This window comes from Agromyces sp. NPDC058484 (assembly GCF_042720415.1).
In the GTDB taxonomy this organism is placed as follows: Bacteria; Actinomycetota; Actinomycetes; order Actinomycetales; family Microbacteriaceae; genus Agromyces.
In genome coordinates this window covers 92,301-114,148 of the sequence record NZ_JBHXMP010000013.1, presented here as the reverse complement: position 1 = coordinate 114,148, position 21,848 = coordinate 92,301, and the positions used below count along the sequence as shown (strand labels likewise).

General features: G+C 70.1%; 24 protein-coding genes. 18 read left to right on the top strand and 6 right to left on the bottom strand.

Features of this window, described 5'->3' with window-relative positions:
- Positions 1-10: 10 nt before the first annotated feature.
- The 4 genes from ACFWN7_RS12240 to ACFWN7_RS12225 all read right to left on the bottom strand — a co-directional run bounded on the left by ACFWN7_RS12240 (position 11) and on the right by ACFWN7_RS12225 (position 4,624).
- Positions 11-1,099 (bottom strand): alpha/beta fold hydrolase, encoded by a 1,089-nt coding sequence (locus ACFWN7_RS12240; RefSeq protein WP_376939082.1) that lies wholly within the window; start codon positions 1,097-1,099, stop codon positions 11-13.
- A 293-nt stretch (positions 1,100-1,392) separates the two neighbouring features.
- Positions 1,393-2,802, bottom strand: coding sequence for an adenylosuccinate lyase (gene purB, locus ACFWN7_RS12235; RefSeq protein WP_376939081.1), 1,410 nt, complete (start codon positions 2,800-2,802; stop codon positions 1,393-1,395).
- On the bottom strand, positions 2,799-3,326 hold the full coding sequence (locus ACFWN7_RS12230; protein ID WP_376939080.1) for a low molecular weight protein-tyrosine-phosphatase: 528 nt from the start codon (positions 3,324-3,326) through the stop codon (positions 2,799-2,801). The genes purB and ACFWN7_RS12230 overlap by 4 nt, the downstream gene beginning before the upstream one ends.
- 182 nt (positions 3,327-3,508) lie before the next feature.
- Positions 3,509-4,624, bottom strand: a complete 1,116-nt coding sequence (locus ACFWN7_RS12225; protein WP_376939079.1) for a hypothetical protein — start codon at positions 4,622-4,624, stop codon at positions 3,509-3,511.
- A gap of 627 nt (positions 4,625-5,251) precedes the next feature.
- Here ACFWN7_RS12225 and ACFWN7_RS12220 point away from each other — a divergent pair.
- The 4 genes from ACFWN7_RS12220 to ACFWN7_RS12205 all read left to right on the top strand — a co-directional run bounded on the left by ACFWN7_RS12220 (position 5,252) and on the right by ACFWN7_RS12205 (position 8,932).
- Positions 5,252-5,833, top strand: a complete 582-nt coding sequence (locus tag ACFWN7_RS12220; RefSeq protein WP_376939078.1) for a hypothetical protein — start codon at positions 5,252-5,254, stop codon at positions 5,831-5,833.
- A 308-nt stretch (positions 5,834-6,141) separates the two neighbouring features.
- Entirely contained in the window at positions 6,142-7,032 is an 891-nt protein-coding gene (locus ACFWN7_RS12215) for an aminoglycoside phosphotransferase family protein (RefSeq protein ID WP_376939077.1), read from the top strand.
- 98 nt (positions 7,033-7,130) lie between these two features.
- The gene (locus tag ACFWN7_RS12210; protein WP_376939076.1) at positions 7,131-7,457 is read left to right on the top strand and encodes a hypothetical protein; all 327 of its coding nucleotides are present in this window, start codon (positions 7,131-7,133) and stop codon (positions 7,455-7,457) included.
- On the top strand, positions 7,454-8,932 hold the full coding sequence (locus ACFWN7_RS12205) for a hypothetical protein (protein ID WP_376939075.1): 1,479 nt from the start codon (positions 7,454-7,456) through the stop codon (positions 8,930-8,932). Before ACFWN7_RS12210 ends, ACFWN7_RS12205 begins: the two co-directional genes overlap by 4 nt.
- On the opposite strand, the gene ACFWN7_RS12200 is transcribed toward ACFWN7_RS12205, so the two are convergent.
- On the bottom strand, positions 8,901-9,290 hold the full coding sequence (locus ACFWN7_RS12200; RefSeq protein WP_376939074.1) for a phage holin family protein: 390 nt from the start codon (positions 9,288-9,290) through the stop codon (positions 8,901-8,903). The two genes, ACFWN7_RS12205 and ACFWN7_RS12200, sit on opposite strands and share 32 nt — an antisense overlap.
- A 52-nt stretch (positions 9,291-9,342) precedes the next feature.
- Between ACFWN7_RS12200 and ACFWN7_RS12195 the strand changes: the two genes are divergently transcribed.
- From ACFWN7_RS12195 to ACFWN7_RS12180, 4 genes are all read left to right on the top strand, one after another.
- A complete protein-coding gene (locus ACFWN7_RS12195) occupies positions 9,343-10,467 on the top strand; it encodes a histidinol-phosphate transaminase (RefSeq protein ID WP_376939073.1) in 1,125 nt (374 codons plus the stop codon).
- Positions 10,468-10,483: 16 nt separating this feature from the next.
- On the top strand, positions 10,484-11,617 hold the full coding sequence (locus ACFWN7_RS12190) for a thiamine pyrophosphate-dependent dehydrogenase E1 component subunit alpha (RefSeq protein WP_376939072.1): 1,134 nt from the start codon (positions 10,484-10,486) through the stop codon (positions 11,615-11,617).
- Between the two features lie 170 nt (positions 11,618-11,787).
- The gene (locus ACFWN7_RS12185) at positions 11,788-12,747 is read left to right on the top strand and encodes an alpha-ketoacid dehydrogenase subunit beta (protein ID WP_376939088.1); all 960 of its coding nucleotides are present in this window, start codon (positions 11,788-11,790) and stop codon (positions 12,745-12,747) included.
- Between the two features lie 139 nt (positions 12,748-12,886).
- Complete coding sequence (locus ACFWN7_RS12180) at positions 12,887-14,386, top strand: dihydrolipoamide acetyltransferase family protein (RefSeq protein ID WP_376939071.1); 1,500 nt, start codon at positions 12,887-12,889, stop codon at positions 14,384-14,386.
- An 18-nt stretch (positions 14,387-14,404) separates the two neighbouring features.
- Here ACFWN7_RS12180 and ACFWN7_RS12175 read toward each other — a convergent pair whose 3' ends face one another.
- Positions 14,405-14,890: a GNAT family N-acetyltransferase gene (locus ACFWN7_RS12175; RefSeq protein WP_376939070.1), complete on the bottom strand. Its 486-nt coding sequence runs from the start codon at positions 14,888-14,890 to the stop codon at positions 14,405-14,407.
- A gap of 153 nt (positions 14,891-15,043) precedes the next feature.
- Here ACFWN7_RS12175 and ACFWN7_RS12170 point away from each other — a divergent pair, with 153 nt between their 5' ends.
- From ACFWN7_RS12170 to ACFWN7_RS12125, 10 genes are all read left to right on the top strand, one after another.
- Positions 15,044-16,162, top strand: coding sequence for a metal ABC transporter substrate-binding protein (locus ACFWN7_RS12170; RefSeq protein ID WP_376939069.1), 1,119 nt, complete (start codon positions 15,044-15,046; stop codon positions 16,160-16,162).
- A 4-nt stretch (positions 16,163-16,166) separates the two neighbouring features.
- On the top strand, positions 16,167-16,958 hold the full coding sequence (locus tag ACFWN7_RS12165; RefSeq protein ID WP_376939068.1) for a metal ABC transporter ATP-binding protein: 792 nt from the start codon (positions 16,167-16,169) through the stop codon (positions 16,956-16,958).
- Between the two features lie 22 nt (positions 16,959-16,980).
- Complete coding sequence (locus ACFWN7_RS12160) at positions 16,981-17,856, top strand: metal ABC transporter permease (protein WP_376939067.1); 876 nt, start codon at positions 16,981-16,983, stop codon at positions 17,854-17,856.
- On the top strand, positions 17,856-18,698 hold the full coding sequence (locus ACFWN7_RS12155; RefSeq protein ID WP_376939066.1) for a metal ABC transporter permease: 843 nt from the start codon (positions 17,856-17,858) through the stop codon (positions 18,696-18,698). Before ACFWN7_RS12160 ends, ACFWN7_RS12155 begins: the two co-directional genes overlap by 1 nt.
- Entirely contained in the window at positions 18,695-19,108 is a 414-nt protein-coding gene (locus ACFWN7_RS12150; RefSeq protein WP_376939065.1) for a Fur family transcriptional regulator, read from the top strand. Before ACFWN7_RS12155 ends, ACFWN7_RS12150 begins: the two co-directional genes overlap by 4 nt.
- Positions 19,109-19,285: 177 nt before the next feature.
- Positions 19,286-19,486, top strand: coding sequence for a hypothetical protein (locus ACFWN7_RS12145; protein ID WP_376939064.1), 201 nt, complete (start codon positions 19,286-19,288; stop codon positions 19,484-19,486).
- Between the two features lie 141 nt (positions 19,487-19,627).
- The gene (locus ACFWN7_RS12140) at positions 19,628-20,449 is read left to right on the top strand and encodes a BTAD domain-containing putative transcriptional regulator (protein ID WP_376939063.1); all 822 of its coding nucleotides are present in this window, start codon (positions 19,628-19,630) and stop codon (positions 20,447-20,449) included.
- 31 nt (positions 20,450-20,480) lie between these two features.
- Positions 20,481-21,245, top strand: coding sequence for a hypothetical protein (locus ACFWN7_RS12135; RefSeq protein ID WP_376939062.1), 765 nt, complete (start codon positions 20,481-20,483; stop codon positions 21,243-21,245).
- Positions 21,246-21,368: 123 nt separating this feature from the next.
- The gene (locus ACFWN7_RS12130) at positions 21,369-21,560 is read left to right on the top strand and encodes a hypothetical protein (RefSeq protein ID WP_376939061.1); all 192 of its coding nucleotides are present in this window, start codon (positions 21,369-21,371) and stop codon (positions 21,558-21,560) included.
- Positions 21,561-21,620: 60 nt separating this feature from the next.
- Positions 21,621-21,824: a hypothetical protein gene (locus ACFWN7_RS12125; protein WP_376939060.1), complete on the top strand. Its 204-nt coding sequence runs from the start codon at positions 21,621-21,623 to the stop codon at positions 21,822-21,824.
- The last annotated feature ends 24 nt before the right edge of the window (positions 21,825-21,848 follow it).

Here is a 21,848-nt window from a genome sequence, read left to right as displayed (position 1 = left end):
TGGGCAGAACTCATGGCCACCAGCGGGCAACTCTGCTGGCCATCCATGGGCAGTTCTCGTGACCGCCTATGGGCAGTTTTCCATGGCCGCCAACATCGGACCCCGATTGTGATCGCGCCGACCAGGCAGCGCTGACGCGATCGCCGCCACCGGCGTCGATCACCGCCAGAATGGCCGTCGCGACCTGCGTCGCGTGCGCACGATCGGCGATCAGCGACTCGTGCGTCGCACCGGTGATGACCCGGCGCGCAGAGTTCGTCGAGAGGCTCGGCAGTTCCTCCTGCAGGGCGGTCAGCGTCTCCGCTCCCATGGGCTGCACGCCCACCCCGATGACGGCGAGCGGAAGCTCGCCGAGCGGCGCCGCGCGATGCAGGAACGGGCGAGTGGACCTCTCCCATTCCCGCATTTGCGCCGCCTCGGTCACCGGGGTCGACGGCCGCACGAAGCCGGCGTGCAACTCGGCCGCCTGCCGTTCGGGCAGCCCCTCCGTGACCGCTCCGAACGGGTCGACGACCCGGAACAGCCCGATGCGCGCGGCCGCGATCGAGACGCCGAGTGAGACGAACTGGATCCGATGCGACTGCGGCACCGGCCATCGAGCCCACTGGTCGGGATGCGAGGCATCCACGAGCACGAGGCCCGCCGTCTCGGCACGGAAGAGCTCGGCGAATGCACGCACCACCAGGCCGCCGAACGAGTGCCCGGCCAACACGAACGGCCCGTCGATGTCGGCGGCGTTCAGCGCTCCGCGAAGCTCCTTCGCCATGGTTGCGGCGTCGCGCGGGGCGCGACTCGGGTCGCTCCAGCCGAGTCCGGCACGGTCATAGGCGACCACGCGCACGCGATCGGCCAGCGCCGTCTGCACCCAGTGCCAGTTCGGCGAGAACGACCCGAGTCCAGCCTCGAGCACCACGGTCGGCGCACCACGGGGCTCGCCACGCACGTCGAGGTGCAGCCGGAAACCGCCCGCGTCGACCAGCCGACCGGGCGGCGGGTATCGAAGCGCATCGCGCCGGACCGCGGACGACTGGGCCGCGTAACCAGCCAGACACGCGGCGAACAGGCCGACGACCGACCCTGTCAGGACGCGTCGTGCCATGTGCCGACGCGATCGCTCGACGGTCACCATAGCGACATCTTGCCGCGGATCACCGCCTCGCCGGAAGTGGTGGAGAACGGAGCCGGTACCCAGCACGCGGTGCGTCGCGAGGGAGATGCCGGACCCTGGCTCGGATGCTGCGCCCGGTTCGCCCGGTTCGCCCGGTTCGCCCGACCGCTCCGGGCGCTGACTTCGGGACGCTCACATACTGGGACACCGGCATCGCCTTCTCCCTCGCTCGTGTGAGGTCCGCCACACGTGAGGCGGACCTCACACGAGCGAGAGAGAAAGTATCACCGGTGCACGGCAGCTCGGTGTGATGCGTCGAGCTGGTCGACGAGCTCCGACGCGATGCCGGTGTAGCCGCCCGGCGTCAGCGCGAGCAGGCGCGCCTTCGCGGCATCCCCGATCTCGAGGCCCTCGACGAACGCGGCGAGCTCGGCCGCGCCGACGCGCTTGCCGCGCGTGAGCTCCTTGAGCAGCGCGTACGGGTCGGCGATCGTCGAGCGGCCGGCGACGACCTCGGCGCGGATCACCGTCTGGATCGCCTCGCCGAGCACCTCCCAGTTGCCGTCGAGGTCGGCGGCGAGCACGCCCCGGTCGAGGTCGATCTCGTCGAGTCCGCGCCGGATGTTGTCGAGCGCGAGCAGCGAGTGGCCGAAGCCGACGCCGATGTTGCGCTGCGCACTGGAGTCGGTGAGGTCGCGCTGCAAGCGGCTCGTCACGAGCGTTGCGGCGAGCGAGTCGAGCACCGCGGAGGAGAGCTCGAGGTTCGCCTCGGCGTTCTCGAACCGGATCGGGTTCACCTTGTGCGGCATGGTCGACGAGCCCGTGGCCCCGGCCGCGGGGATCTGCCGGAAGTAGCCGAGCGAGATGTAGGTCCAGATGTCGGTCGCGAGGTTGTGCAGCACTCGGTTCGCGTGCGAGATGCGCGCGTAGAGCTCCGCCTGCCAGTCGTGCGATTCGATCTGCGTGGTGAGCGGGTTCCAGTCGAGCCCGAGCGACTCGACGAACTCGCGCGAGACGGCGGGCCACGCGACATCCGGTGCCGCGACCACGTGCGCCGCGAACGTGCCGGTCGCCCCCGAGAACTTGCCGAGGTACGAGGTTTCCTCGATCTGCGTCGAGATGCGGCCGAGGCGATGGGCGAAGACGGCGAGCTCCTTGCCCATGGTCGTCGGCGTGGCGGGCTGGCCGTGCGTGCGCGACAGCATCGGCGCGTCGCGGTGCTCCCGCGCGAGTGCGGCGATCGCGTCGATGACGCCACGGTACTTCGGCAGCCACACGTCGCGCACCGCGTCGCGCACCGTGATCGCGTATGCGAGGTTGTTGATGTCCTCGCTGGTACAGGCGAAATGCGTGAGCTCGGCGATCGTGTCGAGCCCGAGGTCGGCGAGCCGCCGGCGCACGTAGTACTCGACGGCCTTGACGTCGTGGCGTGTCGTGGCCTCGAGCGAGGCGAGCTCGTCGATGTCGGCCTGGCCGAACTCGGCGACGATCGACCGCAACCGAGCCTTCTGCTCGGCCGACAGCGGCGTGGAGCCGAAGAACCCGCGGTCGGTCTGCGCGATGAGCCACTCGACCTCGACCTGCACGCGGGCACGGTTGAGGCCCGCCTCGGAGAGGTGCTCGCCGAGCTCGCCGACCGCCGAGCGGTATCGGCCGTCGAGGGGGCTGAGCGGCTGGGGGGGCAGCGAAGTCATCGGTTTCCTTGTCTGAGTGCTGGGGCGAGTTGCCGGAAGAGCGCCTGTGTCGCCCGCTCTATCATCCCAAGAACTCGATCGAAGGTCGCCGGGTCCGAGTAGTAGGGGTCGGGCACGTCATGCAGCAGGGCCAGTTCGGGGTCGAACTCGAGCAGCAGCCGCACCTTCGCCCGGTCGACCTCCGACGGCGCCTGATTGCGCAGGATGCGGGCCTGCCCCCGATCGAACGCCACGATGAGGTCGAGCGCCGGGAAGTCCACGGCCTCGAACTGGCGCGCCCGGTGGTGCGAGCCGTCGTATCCCGCGCGCGCGAGCGCATCGACGGTGCGCACGTCGGCGCGCTCGCCGACGTGCCAATCGCCCGTCGCGGCCGACTCGATGGCGATGCGATCGCCGAGACCGGCGCGCTCCGCGAGCGAGCGCAGCACGACCTCTGCCATCGGCGACCTGCAGATGTTTCCGGTGCACACGAAGGACACCCGGAACGGCTGCGCGGCGCCCCCCACGGGTTCCCTCCGCGTCATGCTCCCATTGTGGACGAAATGCTCCGCTTGCACAGCAGGCAATTGCTCGGTTCGATACGCTGGTCCCCGCTGAGTCGACAAGGATGTAGGTTCCACGTGAATATGGCGGGTCCCACGACACTGGTCATGCAAATGGCCGATTCGCCTCTTGCTGTGGGTTTCGCTCCCGACAACAGGTACGTCTATCCGCGCCGGAATGCGCCGGCGACCAGCAAGTTGCCCGTGGCCGCGTCCACGACCACGTACGCCTGGTCGGCAGTCAGAGACTCCGGTTGGGGGTCCCCGAGCCTGGTCGGAGCGCTTATGGTAAACGAGCCTTCGGCCGTTGCGACGCACAGGAGCCGGTCTGGCTCAAGACCGGTCGGTTCGGGAAGAAGCTCGTCGGCCTCCGCCGCGGTGACCGGGCATACCGTCTTCGGTGACGTGGTGACTTCGCCTTCGTACGGGACGCCCAGGCTGGCAGTGGCCATCCATGCCGCCAGCGCCTCGGGGTCGAACCCCAGTACCTGCCCGGTCGAGCCCGTATCCAGGGCGGGGACCCCTTCGAGCGAGGTGTCGGGCCGGTCGAACAGCGACTCGTCTGGTGGCGGTGGTGGTTCCGGCCGACCGGCATCTTCGGTGGCCGCGGCGTCGACATTCTGAACCTTCGCCCCGTCGGTGTTCGGGCCAGCTGCCTCAGCGCCGTACAGGGGCAGGCAACACTGGGTGAAGTAGACGCCACCCTCGTCGGCTGGCTCATCCGGCGGCAGCAGCCATTCCCCGTACGGCGGGTCGTCGCTGTCGTCGGCAGCGGCCCAAGCTCCGACATACGCGGTTGCCCGGGGCGCTGTCCAGTACCGGTTCCCGGTGAAGAACGTGAACCCTGTGGCGGACCCAGATGAGGCGACCAGCTCCATGCCCATGTTGACGTACCCGTATTCGCGGTCGTCCCACATCGGGTTACGGGTTGTGGCCCGGTGTGCGACTTCTGCGGTGTCGATCCTCACATCGAAGCTGCGATCGGCCTGCCTCACGACGTAGAACCTGCCGGAGTTCCCGTCGGCAGCATCGACCACGCCGACGTACCGGGCGGTGGCCAGGGTGGCGAACTCCGTCCCGTCGCCGGACTGCTGAGCCCAGAACAGCACTGGCGATGACTGGCTAGCGGAGACCAGCCATCCGGTCTCGATCCAGCAGTAACAATCGAACCCTACGAGCCAGAACTCCTGGGTGAGATACCCGTCGCCACGCTGGACGTTGTTCGGGAAGGAGATGAACGTCTGGAACCCCGTCAGGCAGATGGACGTGTCGCCGCACATCGGGTTGATCCCCGCGGTGGCGTAGCAGTGGCTATTCGATGGACAGTTGGTGCCGTCCGGATCTGGGCGCCCATCCCCGAATCCCTCGAAGCCTCCCCCTGCGCAGCCAGTCGCCAGAAGCGCCAAACCCGCTAGGGCGGCTGCCGCCCGTCTCCGTCCACGGACCCGTGGTTTCCCAGCTTCGCTCGCCAGCCTGAACGTCGTCTTTCGCAGCCGCTTGAACATGGTGCCCCCGGACCAGAGCATCCTCCCGTAATGGCGCGTCGTCAACTGCGGCAGTTCACCCGCGGTCGTTGGATTCATCTCAAGGCCGGACTACAGGGATCTGCCAACTACTGCGGAACCGACCTGCGGAAATAGAAGGAACTTGCTCAGCCCCGCGGTGAGGGCGACGCTCGCGGCGGCCCGATCCCAGACGTGACACCGAGGGTCATGCTCCGCAGGGAGCGTGAATGAGAGCAGCAGAAACGAGGCGACGTAGTCGAAGACGACCGCCGTATTGGCACCAAGGGGCGCCTCGAAGCGCGCTGGAGCGAGCGGGGAACTCACCGAAGGCCGTCCTGGCCGGCACGCGGTACCCTCCTGAGGACGCGGGCGGTATTGACCGGGCTCTGGGCTTGGGAGACCATGAACGCAGAAGGGCGCTACGGACGCGGGGGGCGTGACATGTGCCGGATCAGGAAGAAGACGGCGATCGTGCTTGGGGTTGGCGCCAGCCTCATCCTGCTGCTGACGGCCTGCGCAGGTCCGCCGGTGACCCGCGACGCTGGCGACACCTCCGCCCCTGAGCTGTCGCTGACGGTCACTGCTGCCAAGGAAGTGGACACGGGTCTGCTGACCGTCCCCTTCGGGAAGGGGAAGGACATCGAGCTCACGATGCCGGGAGGAACCATCACGGTGAAGGCCGACGACCCAGGAGGCGTGAGCTATGTCGAACTCTGGATGACGATCGGGGAGACCTGCCCGATCGGGGATGACCTCAGTCAGTCGACGCCCGGCGGCCTCACCGGCAAACCGGCCGCACGCGCGGAGGGGGAGGTGACGGATACTCAGGCTCCGAGTAGCCTGACCGTCGGTTACGACATCAACACCTTGGACCTGCAGTCCGGCTGTATATACAGGTTCACAGTCTGGGGACAGGCGGCCAATGCGGCCACGACACCAGTGATGGGGAAGTCCTCAACCAGCAGCCTGACCTTGCGCAGCTGACTCCGGTCGGTCGGCCCTGTGGGCCGAGCCATGTCAACTAGCTCAGCCGCAACGGACCATCGACGCAAGCCCCGTAGCTAAGGGCGCAAACCATAGTTACCTTGAGTCGCTCGCCCCTTCTTCAAGGAGCCAGCACATGATCGCCGTTGCTGCGCCCTCGAGCGGAGACAGCCAGAGTGTGACGCGTAGCAATCCGACATCTGTCGCGGACCCCGAGCACCAGGATTGAGGACGATTGCCGTGGAACTGTGTTCCCTGACCGCCTAGTCCGCCGCTGAGTCGAGCTCTGTGACCGGAAGGACGAAATTATGGCGGATGCCCCTGTGCCCGACCTCCACGTCGACGCCGTGCTGGTGGCGCGGCTCGTGGCCGCGCAGCATCCCGATCTCGCCGGCCCGGTGCGGCTCGTCGCGAACGGGTGGGACAACGCGATCTTCCGGCTCGGCGATCGGTATGGGGTACGGATGCCGCGGCGCGCGCTCGCGGTCGGGCTCGCGCTCAACGAGCATCGCTGGCTGCCGCAGCTCGCGCCGCGGTTGCCTGTCGCGATCCCGTCACCCGTTCGCGTGGGCAGGCCGACGCCCGAACTCGGCTACGAGGCGCCGTGGAGCATCGTGCCGTGGCTCGCCGGCGAGAGCGCCGTCGGGTTCGACGCTGCGACGCGGGGGGTCGCCGCCGCCGCGCTCGCGGCGTTCGTCGCCGATCTCGGCGTGCCCGCGCCTCGGGATGCCCCGGCGAACCCGTATCGGGGCGTTCCGCTCGCCGCGCGCGACGCCGACGTGCGCGCCCGCCTGGCGAGCGGACGAGTACCAGGTGCCGCGCGGCTCGGTGCGGTGTGGGAGCGGGCGCTTGCGGCATCCGTCTGGCCTGGACCCGACGTCTGGCTGCACGGCGACCTGCACCCGGCCAACCTGCTGCTCGCGCCATCCGGTGCCCTCACCGCCGTCGTGGACTTCGGCGACGTGACCGCGGGCGACCCGGCGACCGACCTCGCGACCGCCTGGCTCACGTTCGACGTGCAGTCGCGGCGGATCTTCCGCGAGGAGATCGAGCGGCGACGCGGAGTCGACGCGGCGACCTGGGATCGGGCGCGCGGGTGGGCGCTGCTGATCGCGTCGGCCGTCGTCGCGCAGGCCGGCACGTCGAGCGCGTTCGGGCGCATGGGCGCGTCCGCGCTCGAACAGGTGCTGCTCGACTGAGTTGCATCTCGTCCTCCACGGTGGGTGTTCCGAGCAATCGGTGCACGGATGCCGCGCCTCCTCGCCTGCGGGCTGCGTCGCTGCCCGATGCTCGTGGCATGCACGACAACGATTCCGTCATCTCCGCGATCCTCGGCCGCGCCGTGACGCCCGAACGCATCGACGCGGCCCGCCGTCACCTCGTGATGCTCTGCGCCCTGCTCGAAGACGTGCGCGGCACCGTGCCGACGCTCGCTCTCCCGAACGCGGGCTCCTGGCGCTCGGACGCCGCCGACCGATACCTCGAAGAACTCGACGACCTGCGCGGGCGGCTCTTCAGCGCCAAGGATCGGCTGGCCGATGCCGTGTACTCACTCGAGGAGCGGATCCGGCGGATGCAGGATGAGCTCGACTCGACGAAGGCCGCGTCGCCGGTCGTGCGATGAACGGCGACGACCTTGTCGTGTCCGGAGGCGGGTCGACCGCGGTGGCGGTCGACGAGCTCTTCGTCGACGCCGCTCGCCTCGGGGCGACCGAATCGATCGTGCTCGACTGGATCGACCGGCTGGGCGTGATCCAGCGCGGGCTCGACGGGCTCGGACTCGTCGACCCGATGACCGCGTGGGGCACAGCGTCGCCGATGTGGGTGCTGCGCTCCGTCGGCGTGTGCCTCGACGGCGCGGCGGATCAGGCACGGGAGGTTCAGACGGCGCTCGTCGCGGCGGCCGAACGGTACGGCGCGACCGAGCGCATGATCGACGGACTCTGGCAGCTGGGCGCGAGTCTCGCGGCGCCGTGGCTCGGCATGGCGCTGACGTCGCCGCTCGTCGTGGGGGGCGCGCTGCTCGCGGCGGGCGGGCAATGGGCGGGTTCGAGGGCATGGCACGCCGCCGGTCTCGGCCAGACGCCGCTCGAGACGTGGCTCGGGGATCACCACGACCTCCTCTCCGACCCGGAGGTCGTGCGGCTCGTTCGAATCGCGGCGGACCACACCGACGAGTTCCTCGCGGGCGCACTGCATCTGCCCATCCCCGCGCCGCTCGTCTCGGTGATCGGCGCGAACATCGGGGCACCCGAGAACGCATCGATGGCACTCGGCGTCGCCGGCGTCCTCGGGCTCATCGGCAGTCGAACGCTGGTCGACGCACCGGTCACGGTCGAGCGATCCGCATCGCGCACGGTGCGATCGCCGTCGGGCGTCGGCGGCCTGGCCGACCGTGTGCCGTCGGGCGGGGAGGATGCCCCGCAGATCCGCATCGAGCGCTACGGCGAGGGCGACGACCGTCGTTTCATCGTGTACATCGGCGGCACCGTCGAACTGGGGCTCACGGCCGGCGAGCAGCCGTTCGACATGACGAGCAACCTGTACGGCGTGGCCGACGACGACCCGCTCGATGAGTTGCGATGGGCGGGCGCCGAATCGGGCGCCGGTGAGCGCGCCGTGCGTGAGGCGATGCGGCAGGCGGGCGTGCAGGCCGGCGATCCCCTTCTCGCCGTGGGGTACTCCGGCGGCGGCATCGTCGCCGCGAAGCTCGCGGCAGACCCCGAGCTGAACGTGGTCGGGGCGGTGAACCTGGGCGGCCCCGTCGCCTCCGCGCCCACGCGCGACGGCGTGGGCCTGCTGTCGATCGAGCACGAGGAGGATGTCGTGCCGGCAACGGGCGGCTCGGGGCATCCGTCGGCGGAGCGCGTCGAGGTGTCGCGGAGCGTGCTCGAGCGGGGCCGGCAGTACGACGCCCCGCTGCCCGCGCACGAGCTCGCGCGCTATCGGGAGACGGCAGCGCTGGTCGACGAGTCGGACGAGGCGCGGCTCGCAGGATTCCGGGCCCTCGTCGACCAGGTGGCCGGCGGTGCCGGCGAACGCACGGACTGGATCGCGACCCGCGACCTCAGTCCGGCGACGACGCCGGGCGAACGATGAGCCCGATCAGCCAGCTGATGAGGCCCAGCACGAGGGCGCCGAGCACGCCCCACCAGAACCCGTCGATGACGAGGCCGAAGCCCATGAGATCGCTGATCCACGCGACGAGCAGCAGCAGCAGCCCGTTCACGATGAACGAGATGAGGCCGAGCGTGAGCACGTACAGCGGGAAGGCGACCACCCGAACGAAGGTGCCGACGATCGCATTCACGAGACCGAAGATCAGTGCGATGAGCAGGTACGTGAGCACCGTGGCGAGCTGGGTGTCCTCGTACGGCACCACCCGGACGCCGGTGACGATGAAGGTCGTGAGCCAGAGTGCGAACGCGACCACGATGACCTTGACGATGAACCTCATGCGCCAACTCTGTCAGACCGGCCGCGCCGATCGAAGGGGTACGGTGGAATCCGTGACCGCACCGGAGCCCACGGGGGCGAGCGTTCGCCTGCGCCCCGAGATCGCCGCCCTTCCGCCATACCGACAGGGCCGGCCGGCCCCTGCCGACGGCTACAAGCTCTCGAGCAACGAGAACCCGTTCCCTCCACTCGCGGGCGTCGCGGCCGCCGTGGCCGCCGCCGCGAACGAGATCAACCGATACCCCGACGCCACCGCCCTCGCACTGCGCGAGCGGCTCGCCGAACGCTTCGGCGTGACATCCGACGAGGTGATCGTCGGTGCGGGGTCGGTCTCGCTCCTGTCGCAGTTCATCGCGGCCGCCGCCGGCCCGGGCGACGAGGTCGTGTACTCGTGGCGCTCCTTCGAGGCCTACCCCGGCCTCGTCACCGTCAGCGGTGCCGCGAGCGTGACGGTGCCGAACCGCCCCGATCACTCGCACGACCTCGGCGCCATGGCGACCGCCGTCACCGATCGCACGCGCGTGGTCATCGTCTGCTCCCCCAACAACCCGACGGGCACGGTCGTGACCGCCGCCGACTTCGACGAATTCATGGCGCAGCTGCCGAGCGACCTGCTCGTGCTGCTCGACGAGGCGTACATCGAGTTCGTGCGCGACGAGCCCGGCGCCGTGGGTCGCGCCGTCGACGGGCGCACCCTCATCGGGCGGTACCCGAACCTCGTGATCCTCCGCACCTTCTCGAAGGCCTACGGGCTGGCCGGCCTGCGCGTCGGGTATGCGGTCGGCCCGGTGCCGATCCTCGACGCGGCACGGTCGACGGCGATCCCGCTCGGCGTCACGGCGGCGTCGACCGCGGCCGGCCTTGCCTCGCTGGAGCCCGCCGCCGAGGCCGAGCTCCTCGAGCGCGTCGACACGATCGTCGCCCGACGCGACCGCCTGCGCGCCGCGCTCATCGAGCAGGGCTGGCCGGTGCCGGCCGCGCAGGGCAACTTCATCTGGCTGCCGACCGGAGAGGCCACCGCCGCCGTCGCCGCGCGGCTGTTCGACGCCGGATTGGTCACGAGGGCGTTCCCGCCCGACGGGATCCGGATTTCGGTGGGCGAGCCCGAGTCTGTCGAAACCCTCCTCACGATTCTCGGGGAGCTTGTACCGGCCTCACAAGAAGCACACCCGGCCTAGCGGGTAGCGTGGAACGGTGCCAGCCCTCGAGAGAGACTTCACCGCGCCGACGGTCCAGCTCCTGACCCCCGCCGGAGAACTGCATCCGAGCCCCGAGGCCGAGCCCTATCTCCCCATCGTCGAGGCCCTGCCCGACGCGACGCTCGAGCAGTTCCACCGCGACATGGCGATCTCGCGCCGCATCGACCTCACGTGCGCGAACCTCCAGCGACAGGGTCAGCTCGCGCTCTGGGTTCCGAGCCACGGGCAGGAGGCCGCCCAGGTCGGCTCAGCCCGCGCGGCACGCCCCCACGACCACATCTTCCCCTCGTACCGCGAGCACATCGTCGGCATGATCCGCGGCCTCGATCCCGTCGACATCCTCTCGCTCCTCCGGGGCGCGACGCTCGGCGGCTGGAACCCCGAGGAGAACGGCAACTTCCACCTCTACACGCTCGTGCTCGCATCGCAGACGCTGCACGCCACCGGCTACGCGATGGGCATCCAGTTCGACGGGAACGTCGGCACCGGTGATCCCGAGACGGATGCCGCGGTGCTCGTCTACTACGGCGACGGCGCCTCCTCTCAGGGCGACGCGAACGAGGCGCTCGTGTTCGCGTCGAGCTATCAGACCCCGCAGGTGTTCTTCGTGCAGAACAACCAGTGGGCGATCTCGGTGCCCGTCTCCACGCAGTCGCGCAGCCCGCTGTCGCTCCGCGGCGGCGGCTTCGGCATGCCGGGCCTCCGGATCGACGGCAACGACGTGCTCGTGAGCTACGCCGTCACCCGCCACGCGCTCGAGGAGGCTCGCGCCGGCGCCGGACCGAGCCTCATCGAGGCCCTCACCTATCGCATGGGCGCGCACACGACGGCCGACGACCCCACGAAGTACCGCACCGACGCCGAGGTGGCGTACTGGTCCGAGCGCGACCCCATCACGCGGTACCGCGCGTGGCTCGAGGGCCGCGGGGCATCCGCCGCCTTCTTCGACGACGTCGACACCGAGGCAGCGGATGTCGCGGCCGACCTGCGCCGGCGGGCGCTCGACCTGACCGCACCCACGCGCGAGAAGATCTTCGCCCACGTCTACAGCGAGCCGCACCCGCTCATGCAGGAGCAGGCGGCCTGGCTCGATGCCTACGAGTCCGGATTCGAGGGGAGCGAGGCGTGAGCGCACGAACCGACGCGGGGCGCCGTACGACGGATGCCGCCGCCGCACCGGTGGCCGAGACGGCGCCGGTCGAACAGGTGCCCGCCGCGGCATCCGTCGCCGGTCTCGATGCGCCCTCGGCGGCTGCTCGACCAGCGGGGGACGCCCTGCGCGGCGTGCACACCCTGTCGATGGCGAAGGCCATCACGGCGGGCCTCCGCGAGGCGCTGCGCGCCGACGACAAGGTGCTGCTCATGGGCGAGGACATCGGCCCGCTCGGCGGCGTGTTCCGCGTGACCGAGGGGCTGCACGCCGAGTTCGGTGCCAAGCGGGTGCTCGACACGCCGCTCGCCGAGTCGGGCATCGTCGGCACGGCGATCGGGCTCGCGATGCGCGGGTACCGGCCGGTCATCGAGATCCAGTTCGACGGGTTCATCTTCCCCGCGTTCGACCAGATCACCACGCAGCTCTCGCGCCTCACGCTGCGGCACGACGGGGCACTCTCGATGCCCGTCGTGATCCGCGTGCCGTACGGCGGCCACATCGGCTCGATCGAGCACCACCAGGAGAGCCCCGAGGCGTACTTCGCGCACACGCCGGGGCTGCGCGTGGTGAGCCCGTCGAGCCCGCACGACGCGTACTGGATGATCCAGGAGGCGATCGCCTCGAACGACCCCGTGCTCTTCTTCGAGCCGAAGAGCCGCTACTGGCCGAAGGGTCCGGTCGACCACGACCACTCGGGCGTGCCGCTGCACGCGAGCCGCGTCATCCGTCAGGGCACGGATGTCACGGTCGTCGGCCACGGTGCGATGGTCTCCACCCTGCTGCAGGCCGCCGACATCGCCGCGGGCGAGGGCACGAGCCTCGAGGTCGTCGACCTTCGCTCCCTCTCCCCCATCGACTACGGGCCGCTGCTCGACTCGGTGCACCGCACCGGCCGGCTCGTGGTCGCGCAGGAGGCCTACGGATTCGTGAGCCTCGGCTCCGAGATCGCCGCGACGGTCGCCGAGCGTGCGTTCTACTCGCTCGAGGCACCAGTGCTGCGGGTGTCGGGCTTCGATGCGCCGTTCCCGCCGGCCGCGCTCGAGACCGAGTACCTGCCGAGCCCCGATCGCGTGCTCGAGGCCGTCGACCGCGCCCTGGCGTACTGATGCGACCCGATGCCGGCCTGCTCTCAGCATCCCTGTTCCGGGCTCCGTATCCCGTTCCCGGGGTGGTTTTCGGCCGGCGCCAGGGCGATCGGCTCGTCAGGGTGGCCGAAAAGCACCCCTTCAGTGAAAGAGGCGTGAGATGAGCGAGATCCGGTTCCCGTTGCCCGACGTCGGCGAGGGACTCACCGAGGCCGAGATCGTGCAATGGCGGGTCGCGCCCGGCGATCGCATCGCGCTCGATCAGGTGTTCGTCGAGATCGAGACGGCGAAGTCGCTCGTCGAGCTGCCGAGCGCCTTCGAGGGGATCGTGTCCGAGCTTCTGGTCGAGGAGGGCAGGACGATCGACGTGGGCACGCCGATCCTGGTGATCCAGACGGACACCGCCGGCACGGACGCCGCCGGCACGGATGCCCCCGGCACGGATGCCGCGGCGCCCGTCTCGGCGCCGGCGGCCGCATCCCCTGCGGCCCAGATGCCCGTCGCCGCTCCCCCGTCGGGCACCGTCGCCTCGCATGCCCCCGCCTCGTCCGAGGGCGGCGGAGCCGTGCTCGTCGGCCACGGGTCGTCGGGCCCTTCCGCGACGCGGCGGAAGCGGCATCCGTCACCGGGCGGTGCGCACGAGCACCTCGCGGCCCGTCCGGCCGCCCCCGCCGACCGGGTCGACGCGGCCGCAACCGGCACGGCTGCCGCCACGACTGCAGCCGCCGCCGGCACGACTGCCGCCGATGCCACGAAAGCCGCCCCGGCCGCCCCGGCCGGCGCTCGCCCCGACTCCCGTGTGCCGGTCATCGCGAAGCCCCCGATCCGCAAGCTCGCGAAAGACCTCGGCGTCGACCTCTCCCGGGTCGCGCCCACCGGGCCGATCGGCGACATCACCCGCGACGACGTGATCCGCGAGGCGAGCCAGGCGAGCGTCTTCCGCAACATCCAGACTCCCGAGTGGCCCGAGGGGCGCGAGGATCGCATTCCCGTGAAGGGGGTGCGAAAGGCGATCGCGGCCGCGATGGTGCAGAGCGCATTCCAGGCGCCGCATGTGAGCGTCTTCGTCGACGTCGACGCCACTCGCACGATGGAATACATCAAGCGACTGAAGGCCTCCCCCGACTACGCGGGCGTCAAGGTGTCACCCCTCCTGGTCATGGCGAAGGCGATGGTGTGGGCGGTGCGCCGCAACCCCACGGTGAACGCGCAGTGGACCGACGAGGAGATCATCGTCAAGCACTTCGTGAACCTCGGCGTCGCGGCGGCGACGCCACGCGGGCTCATCGTGCCGAACGTCAAGGAGGCGCAGGCCATGACGATGGTCGAACTCGCCACGGCGCTCGAGCAGCTCACGCTCACGGCACGCGAAGGCAGGACCCAGCCCGCCGAGATGCAGGGCGGCACGATCACGATCACGAACATCGGCGTATTCGGGATGGACACGGGCACGCCGATCCTCAATCCGGGCGAGGTGGCGATCGTGGCGCTCGGCACGATCAAGCAGAAGCCGTGGGTCGTCGACGGCGAGGTGCGCCCGCGGTTCGTCACCACGATCGGGGCGTCGTTCGATCATCGAGTCGTCGACGGCGACGTCGCGAGCAGGTTCCTCGCGGATGTCGCGTCGATCATCGAGGAGCCGGCGCTGCTCCTCGAGTGAGCACCGCGAGACGTCCGCTCAGAGCCGGATCTCGTAGGTGACCGAGTCGAAGGTGCGGCCGACCTCGGCGAGACCGGCGTTCTCGAGCGCGCGGCGCGCGGCGAGGTTCGCGATCTCGCATTCTGCACGTGCGATCGCGGCGCCGGTCGATCGGGCGAGGGAGATCGCCTCGAGCACGGTGTGGAGTGCGAGGCCCTGGCCGCGCACTGCGGGCACGAGTCCGAACGCGAACTCGACCGCGCCGTCGGCATCGGGCGGGCCGAACAGGTTGATGCCGCCGATCGTCGCCCCGTCGTGCGCGCGACGCACGAGGTGGGGCCCGAACGGTGCGGGATCGCCGGATTCGTGCACGGCTCGCACGTACTCGCGGAGCAGCTCGGGCTCGTCGGTGAAGGCGTAGCCGCCCTCCCACCCGTCGTTCGCGTCGACCTCGCCGGAGAGCACGCGCTCGGCATCGGCGAGGGTGAACGGATGCAGGGTGAGGGGGGTCGTCGTGGTAACCACGTGCTTCATGCTCGCATGTCGGTGTGACACTCGCCAGCACTGTCCACAGACATGGCGGGAAGTCTCAGCATCCGGCCGACATTGTTCATCGAGTCGACACCAGCGCGCCACTTGGTTTTGACAATCATTATCAATAAGCGATACGGTCGAGTCATGAACCATCGAGCAGGCCAGCTCCACCGCGTCCGTGACGCCTTCGGTGCCGGAGTCGTGCTCGCCGCCGGTGTCATGGTGCTCGCCTCATGCTCGACGCCCGGGGCATCCGCCACCGGCGAATCGGGCGGCCCAGCGATCGTGGCCACGACGACGCAGGTCGGCGACTTCACGCGCGAGCTCGTCGGCGACACGGCCGACGTGACCCAGCTGATCGCCCCCGGCCTGAGCGCGCACGGCTTCGACCCTTCGGCGGCGCAGCTTCTGGCGCTCGCCCGGGCCGACGCGCTCGTCGTGAACGGCGCGGGCCTCGAGAGCTGGCTCGACGACGCCGTTGCCGCCTCTGGTTTCGACGGCGTGCTCGTCGACGCGAGCACGGGCATCGACGTCTACGGCACCGGCGACCACGACGAGCGGTCGCATGGCGACTCCGCAACGGATGCCTCGCACGGCCACGCCTCGGACGATGACGCCGAGCACGACGACGCCGGCCATGCCGACGCCGGCCATGCCGACGCCGGCCATGCCGATCACGACCACGGCGACGGCAATCCGCACATCTGGACCGACCCCGAGCTCGCCGGGCACATGGTGGAGAACATCGGCGCAGGCCTGGCGGGCGTCCCGGGCATCGACGCGGCCGCGGTCGCCGCGAGCGAGCACGCCTATCTCGAACGGCTGGGAGCGCTCGACGACTGGATCGAGCAGAACGTCGAGCGGGTCCCGGTCGAGCAGCGACTGCTCGTGACCAACCACGACGCCTTCACCTACCTCCTCGACGCATACGACATCACGTATGTCGGCAGCGTCATCCCCGGCTTCGACGACAACGCCGAACCGAGCGCCGCCGACATCGACGACCTCGTCGCCAAGATCCGAGCCACCGGAGTCCGGGCGGTGTTCTCCGAGGCATCCATCTCGGCGAAGACCGCGGAGACCATTGCGCGCGAGGCCGGCGTCACGGTGTACTCGGGCGACGCCGCGCTGTACGGCGACTCCCTCGGGCCCGCGGGCTCCGATGGCGACACCTATCTCGGCAGCCAGGCGAACAACGCGCGACTCATCCTCGAGTCGTGGGGCCTCGAGCCTTCCCCGCTTCCAGACCTGCTGCAAGGATGAGCGCATGAGCGACTCCCCCGTGCTCCGGCTCGTCGGCGCAGCCTTCACCCATCCGGCCGGCGGCGGCGTGTCCGAGCTCGAGCTGGCCGTGCCGGCCGGCGCGGCGGTCGCGCTCATCGGCCCCAACGGGGCAGGCAAGTCGACGTTGCTCAGGGGGGTGCTCGGACTCGTGCCGCTCACCGCGGGCACGATGGAGATCGGATCGACGGATGCCACGGCGAACGTGTCGGGCACAGTACATGCCCGCAACGGAATGATCGGCTTCCTCCCGCAGTCGACCGAGCTCGACCCCGACTTCCCGATCAGCCTCGAGCAGGTCGTCATGCAAGGACGCTACCGGCGTCTCGGGCTCGTGCGGTGGCCGGGGCGCGCCGATCGCGCCGCGGTGCGGCGCGCCCTCGAGACGGTCGGCCTCGAGGCGCTGGCGAAGCGGCGATTCGGTGAGCTGTCGGGCGGGCAGCGTCAGCGCGGACTCCTCGCGCGGGCACTGGCGGGCGAGCCGCGGCTGCTGCTCCTCGACGAACCGTTCAACGGACTCGACCAGGCGAACCGGGATGCGCTCGTGGAGACCCTGCGCGCCCTGAAGCGGCAGGGCGTGGCCGTCGTGGTCTCGACTCACGACCTCGAGCTCGCGAAGGACGTCTGCGACAGCGTCGTGCTGGTGAACGGCGTGCAGCTCGCCTTCGGTCCCGTCGGCGAGGTGCTCACCCTCGGCAACGTGCAGGAGTGCTTCGAGGGCGTCGAGGTCGAGCTCGACGAGCACACGCTCGTGGTGCCCGGTCACGAGGGCCACTGATGTCGCGGGGGAGCGGCGACGGATGACCCTCATCGACATCCTGTTCGGAGCGTTCGCGCTGCCGTTCATGGCGCGGGCGCTGCTCGTGATGCTCGTGCTCGCCGTCGTCGCCGGCACCGTCGGCGTGCTGGTGAACCTCAGGGGGCTCGAGTTCATCAGCGACGGGCTGACGCACGCGGTCTTCCCCGGGCTTGCGATCGGGCTCGCGCTCGGCGGCACGGCCGGACTCGTGCCGGGTGCCGCGATCGCGGCCCTCGCGGCGGCCGTCGTGCTCACGTGGCTCGATCGGGCCGGCGTGACCACGGACGCGGCCGTCGCGATCGTGCTGACGGCGATGTTCAGCGCCGGCGTGATCGTGGTGTCGAAGAGCGACGACTACGCCGGAGAGCTCGAGGCGTTGCTGTTCGGGCGAGTGCTCACGATCCCGCCCGATGAAGTGGTTCCCGTCATCGTGGTCTGCCTCGTCGCGGCCGTCGGAGTGGCCGTGAGCCTGAAGCAGCAGCTCTTCCGTGCCTTCGACCGCTCGGGGAGTCGGGCGGCAGGCGACTCGGCGCTCGTGCTCGACCTCGTGCTCAACGCCGCGGTCGCCCTCGTGGTGGTGGCCGCGGCGAGCACCGTCGGCACCCTGCTCGTGCTCGCGCTGCTCATCGTGCCGGGCGCCGCCGCGCGACTGCTCACCGAACGGCTCTGGTGGCTGTTCCCCGCCGCGGCCGTCTTCGCGGGGCTCGCGGCATGGCTCGGTCTCGCGGCGGGGTTCGCCGGCTCGTTCGCGGGCGGGGTGGACCTGCCCGCGGGCAGCACCATCGTGGCGGTCTTCGTCGCGGGCTACGGAGTCGTGCTGCTGGCGCACTGGATCGCGGGTCGCCGACGGAGTCTCAGGGCAGGGGCGGTGCGCTGATGGGCTACTTCGAGCGGGCCCTGGTCGCCGCGATCGTCATCGGCGCAGGCACCGGCTTCGTTGGCGCGCTCGTCGTGCTGCGCCGGCGCACGTTCTTCGCCCAGGCGCTCACGCACGGCACGTACCCGGGCGCGGTCGCGGCGGCCGCCCTCGGCCTGAGCGTGCCGCTCGGTGCTGCTGCGGCATCCGTGGTGCTCGTCGTCGTGATGGCGGGCATCGCGCGGATCCGGCGCCAGGGCGCGCAGGTCGCCGCCGGCATCGTGCTCACGGGCGGCTTCGCCGCCGGCGCGATCCTGCAGGCGGTCATCCCCGGGCTTCCGGTGCGCGCCGAGTCGCTGCTCGTCGGCTCGATCCTCACGGTGACCGACGGCGATATTCTGCTCGCGGCATCCGTCGCCGTCGTCGCGGTCGTGGCAGTCGCGCTCTTCGGCAAGGAGATCGCGTTCTCGACATTCGACCAGCCCGGATTCCGGGCCGCGGGCTACCGCGAGTGGCCGATCGAACTGCTCGTGCTCGGCCTCACCGCCGCGACGGTCGTGAGTGCGCTGCCCGCGGTCGGCGCGATCCTCGCGATCGCGCTCATCGCCGCCCCCGCTGCGGCGGCCCGGGTCGTGGTGCCGACGTACCGCGGCATCCTCCTCGCGGCACCCGTGATCGGCGCGGCATCCGGAGTCATCGGAGTGCTCGCCTCGCGAGCGCTCGCCGTCGCAGCCGGACCGAGCATTGCGCTGGCGGCGGCCGGATTCTTCCTCCTCGCGCTGGGAATCGCCAAGCTCCGCGCACTACCGTGGAATCGGGCCGCCATTTCCGTGGAGACGGCAGAGGACGCACGAATCGCATGAAACGCAACACCTGGCAGCGCGAAGCCGTTCGCGAGGCACTCGACGACGTCGCGGGCTTCATCAGCGCGCAGGCGCTGCATTCCGCGCTGCACGCGAGCGGATCGCCGATCGGCCTCGCGACCGTCTACCGGGCGCTCGGCGACCTCGCGGCGAACGGGGAGGCCGACTCGCTGCAGTCGCCCGAGGGCGAGGCGCTGTACCGCGCCTGTTCGACGACCGGCCATCACCACCACCTGATCTGCCGCAACTGCGGCCTCACCGTCGAGATCGCCGCCGATGAGGTCGAGACGTGGTCGAAGCGCGTCGCCGCCGAACACGGGTTCACCGGTGCGGCGCACATCGTCGACATCTTCGGCCTCTGCGCGAACTGCACGACGAGGGCGTCGGGCGCGGCCGGCACCGCTCGGTGAGCGAGGAAGGCACGCACCCCGGGATCCTCTGCGACTGAACCCGGGATCCCGATCGCGCGCACCGCACGCGACCCGAAACGAACGTTTGTCCTCCGAATTGGGGGTCGGTGATCGGCTGACCCGTCGTCGTCGTCGTGGCACTGTTCATAGGTACGACTCCGGCGAGAAGGGCCGTTCATGGCGACAATGGTGATCCGCGTCTGGGACGAACCCGCCCAGGGGGATGCCTTTCGTGCGCGCCTGACGTACGGGGCCGTGGGTGCGATGGAGGAGTCGATCGTCACGGCGGATGCCGAGGAGGTCCTCGAGCTCGTGCGGGCCTGGCTCGCCGCCTGTGGCGGAATGCAGGCCGGCGACGAACTCGGCGGGGTCGGGTAGCGCGCCCCGCATCCCACGTCCGAGTCACCTCATCGTTCGCCCGTCGGCGCACCGGCCGTGTCGGACGGTTCGGCGTGCCGCGGTTGACAGGGCGGCCCGGGCGCGAGCACTCTGGGAGGGCTTGCCGCGACATCCGCCACGGTGGTCGCGCTGGCGGCACATTCTCGCCGGGGGGGTGACGGAATGGGGACGGTTTCTGCCGGGGGGTGGGAGCTGCGCCTGTTCGGCAGCTGGGGGCTCGCTCGGGACGCAGAGCCGGTGGACGTCGGATTGCGGCAGCAGCGGCTGATCGCGGCGCTCGCGCTCCTGGGGCCGCGATCGCGACGGCACCTCGCGAGCCTGTTGTGGCCGGAGAGCTCGGAAGTGCACGCGGCGGGCAACCTTCGCACCTGCCTGTTCGAGGTGTCGCACCAGCTCCCCGCACTGATCCGGCGCAATGCCGGGAGTGTGGCGATGTCGGAGGGCGTCTCGGTCGACGTCGACGCGTTGCGCCGCCTCGTCCGTGGGCTCGCGTCGAACGGTGACGCCTCCACTCGAGCCGACCTCGTGGACGCGCTGTCGGGTGCCGACCTCCTGCCGGACTGGTATGAGGACTGGGTCGTGTTCGAGCAGGAACGCTGGACGCAGGAGCGGCTGTCCGCGCTCGACGTGTTCGCGGAGCATTCCATCGCCCGGGGGGACCCCGACCCCGCGATCCGCGCGGCGATGGCGGCCATCGCGATCGAGCCGCTGCGTGAGAGTGCCCACCTGCGGCTCGTCGAGGGGCATCTGCTGGCGGGCAACCACGTCGCCGCGGCGATCGCCTACAGGCGTCTCAGGGATGATCTCGAACGCGAGCTGGGCGTCGAGCCGTCATCACGGTTCGCCGAGCTGCTCGCACACCGGTCGGACGTGCCGGCATACGCCCGAGGCACGGAGCCCACGCCGACACCGTTGGAAGTCGCGCACAGAGGTTGGAAATAGCAACACACAGGGAAGAACGAAGGAGTTCGAGATGCGTATGAGAGCCAGGGTTGCATCGCTGAGCGCTGCAGTCGTGATCGTCGGCACGCTGGTGGGGACTGCCGCGAACGCCGCGGTGCCGAGCGACTGGGTGTGGGATTGGACGGACCGCCACGATCGGATCTCGTCCAGTCTCGACACGGCGGCGGCCGCCATACCGACGGCGGAGAACCCGGCGGTCGCCGACAACGCGGTCTCGGAGGTCCGGGTGAGGAAACCCGACCTGAAGGGGGTCGCGTCCGCTGTCGCCACCAGCGACTGCGACGGATGCGACGGCCGGTCCACGGTGTTCCAGGTCGTGTACTTCAATGGGAGGGGCGCGGCATCCGCCGACAACAGCGCGACAGCGTGGTCGAGCTGTGTCGGATGCTCCTCCTCGTCGGTCTCCGTGCAACTCGTGGTGATCCGCCACCCCGAGACGATCACGGTGAACAACCGGGCACTGGCGCTGAACGTGGCGTGCGACGGCTGCACGACGACCTCGGCCGCCATCCAGTTCGTGCTCGCAGGCGGCACCAGACACGACCTGTCGACGCAGGCGCGAGAGCTGATCGCCGAGATCGAGGAGCAGCTCGCGGACCGTCTCGCAGGCGCAGCCCAGCCCGACGCGGCCCAGCCCGACGCGCGCCAGCGTGACGGCGCGAGCTCGGAGGATCTCGTCGAGGAGACCGCGCAGCAACTCGAGGACATCATCCTTTCGGACCTGGGCGTGGAGGTGTCGCTGCAGCGTTCGGTCGACGTGCAGGTCGGCGGCTGAGCTCGCACCGACTGGGTAACGAAACGATAACGCGGCGATAACGCGGCGATAACGCGGGCTCCGTTGACTGGCCCCAGTCGGTCTGATTCGAGATCGATCGTATCGATGCAGGGGGTAACCGAAATGCTGAAGATGACACTCGCTGAGCTCGACGCACAGTCCGTCGAACTGCTGCCGACGAAGGAGACACTGTTCTTCGACAGCAACTGGGCGGCCGTGTACGCGTCCAACTCGTCGGCTGCGGTCAACGTGGCGACCATCCTGTCCGCGGCGAACAGCGCGGCGGTGCAGAACATCGCCGTCGTGCAGGGTTAGTCGAACGCAAAGGTCCGGCGCCGCGTGTGCGGCGCCGGACCGATCGGAAAGGGGGACGACATGGGCACACAGGTCATGACGATCGAGGCACTCGAGGCTGAAACCGCGGAGCTCCTGCCGCGGCGGGAGACGCTGTACCTCGACTTCGACATCAACGTCGCGCCGGTCGTCGGCGTGAACATCGCGCTGGCGATCAACGCGGCGACCATCGGCTCCGTCGCGAACGCGGGTGCCTGGCAGGACATGGTGGTCGTTCAGTACTGAGAACGGGCAGCCTCGGCCGGCGGA

Coding starts and splice junctions, on each gene's coding strand:
- ACFWN7_RS12240 (WP_376939082.1), bottom strand. CDS start 1,099: ATGGCACGACGCGTCCTGACAGGGTCGGTCGTCGGCCTGTTCGCCGCG.
- purB (WP_376939081.1), bottom strand. CDS start 2,802: ATGACTTCGCTGCCCCCCCAGCCGCTCAGCCCCCTCGACGGCCGATAC.
- ACFWN7_RS12230 (WP_376939080.1), bottom strand. CDS start 3,326: ATGACGCGGAGGGAACCCGTGGGGGGCGCCGCGCAGCCGTTCCGGGTG.
- ACFWN7_RS12225 (WP_376939079.1), bottom strand. CDS start 4,624: ATGTGCGGCGACACGTCCATCTGCCTGACGGGGTTCCAGACGTTCATC.
- ACFWN7_RS12220 (WP_376939078.1), top strand. CDS start 5,252: ATGAACGCAGAAGGGCGCTACGGACGCGGGGGGCGTGACATGTGCCGG.
- ACFWN7_RS12215 (WP_376939077.1), top strand. CDS start 6,142: ATGGCGGATGCCCCTGTGCCCGACCTCCACGTCGACGCCGTGCTGGTG.
- ACFWN7_RS12210 (WP_376939076.1), top strand. CDS start 7,131: ATGCACGACAACGATTCCGTCATCTCCGCGATCCTCGGCCGCGCCGTG.
- ACFWN7_RS12205 (WP_376939075.1), top strand. CDS start 7,454: ATGAACGGCGACGACCTTGTCGTGTCCGGAGGCGGGTCGACCGCGGTG.
- ACFWN7_RS12200 (WP_376939074.1), bottom strand. CDS start 9,290: ATGAGGTTCATCGTCAAGGTCATCGTGGTCGCGTTCGCACTCTGGCTC.
- ACFWN7_RS12185 (WP_376939088.1), top strand. CDS start 11,788: ATGGCGAAGGCCATCACGGCGGGCCTCCGCGAGGCGCTGCGCGCCGAC.
- ACFWN7_RS12180 (WP_376939071.1), top strand. CDS start 12,887: ATGAGCGAGATCCGGTTCCCGTTGCCCGACGTCGGCGAGGGACTCACC.
- ACFWN7_RS12170 (WP_376939069.1), top strand. CDS start 15,044: ATGAACCATCGAGCAGGCCAGCTCCACCGCGTCCGTGACGCCTTCGGT.
- ACFWN7_RS12165 (WP_376939068.1), top strand. CDS start 16,167: ATGAGCGACTCCCCCGTGCTCCGGCTCGTCGGCGCAGCCTTCACCCAT.
- ACFWN7_RS12160 (WP_376939067.1), top strand. CDS start 16,981: ATGACCCTCATCGACATCCTGTTCGGAGCGTTCGCGCTGCCGTTCATG.
- ACFWN7_RS12155 (WP_376939066.1), top strand. CDS start 17,856: ATGGGCTACTTCGAGCGGGCCCTGGTCGCCGCGATCGTCATCGGCGCA.
- ACFWN7_RS12150 (WP_376939065.1), top strand. CDS start 18,695: ATGAAACGCAACACCTGGCAGCGCGAAGCCGTTCGCGAGGCACTCGAC.
- ACFWN7_RS12145 (WP_376939064.1), top strand. CDS start 19,286: ATGGCGACAATGGTGATCCGCGTCTGGGACGAACCCGCCCAGGGGGAT.
- ACFWN7_RS12135 (WP_376939062.1), top strand. CDS start 20,481: ATGCGTATGAGAGCCAGGGTTGCATCGCTGAGCGCTGCAGTCGTGATC.
- ACFWN7_RS12130 (WP_376939061.1), top strand. CDS start 21,369: ATGCTGAAGATGACACTCGCTGAGCTCGACGCACAGTCCGTCGAACTG.
- ACFWN7_RS12125 (WP_376939060.1), top strand. CDS start 21,621: ATGGGCACACAGGTCATGACGATCGAGGCACTCGAGGCTGAAACCGCG.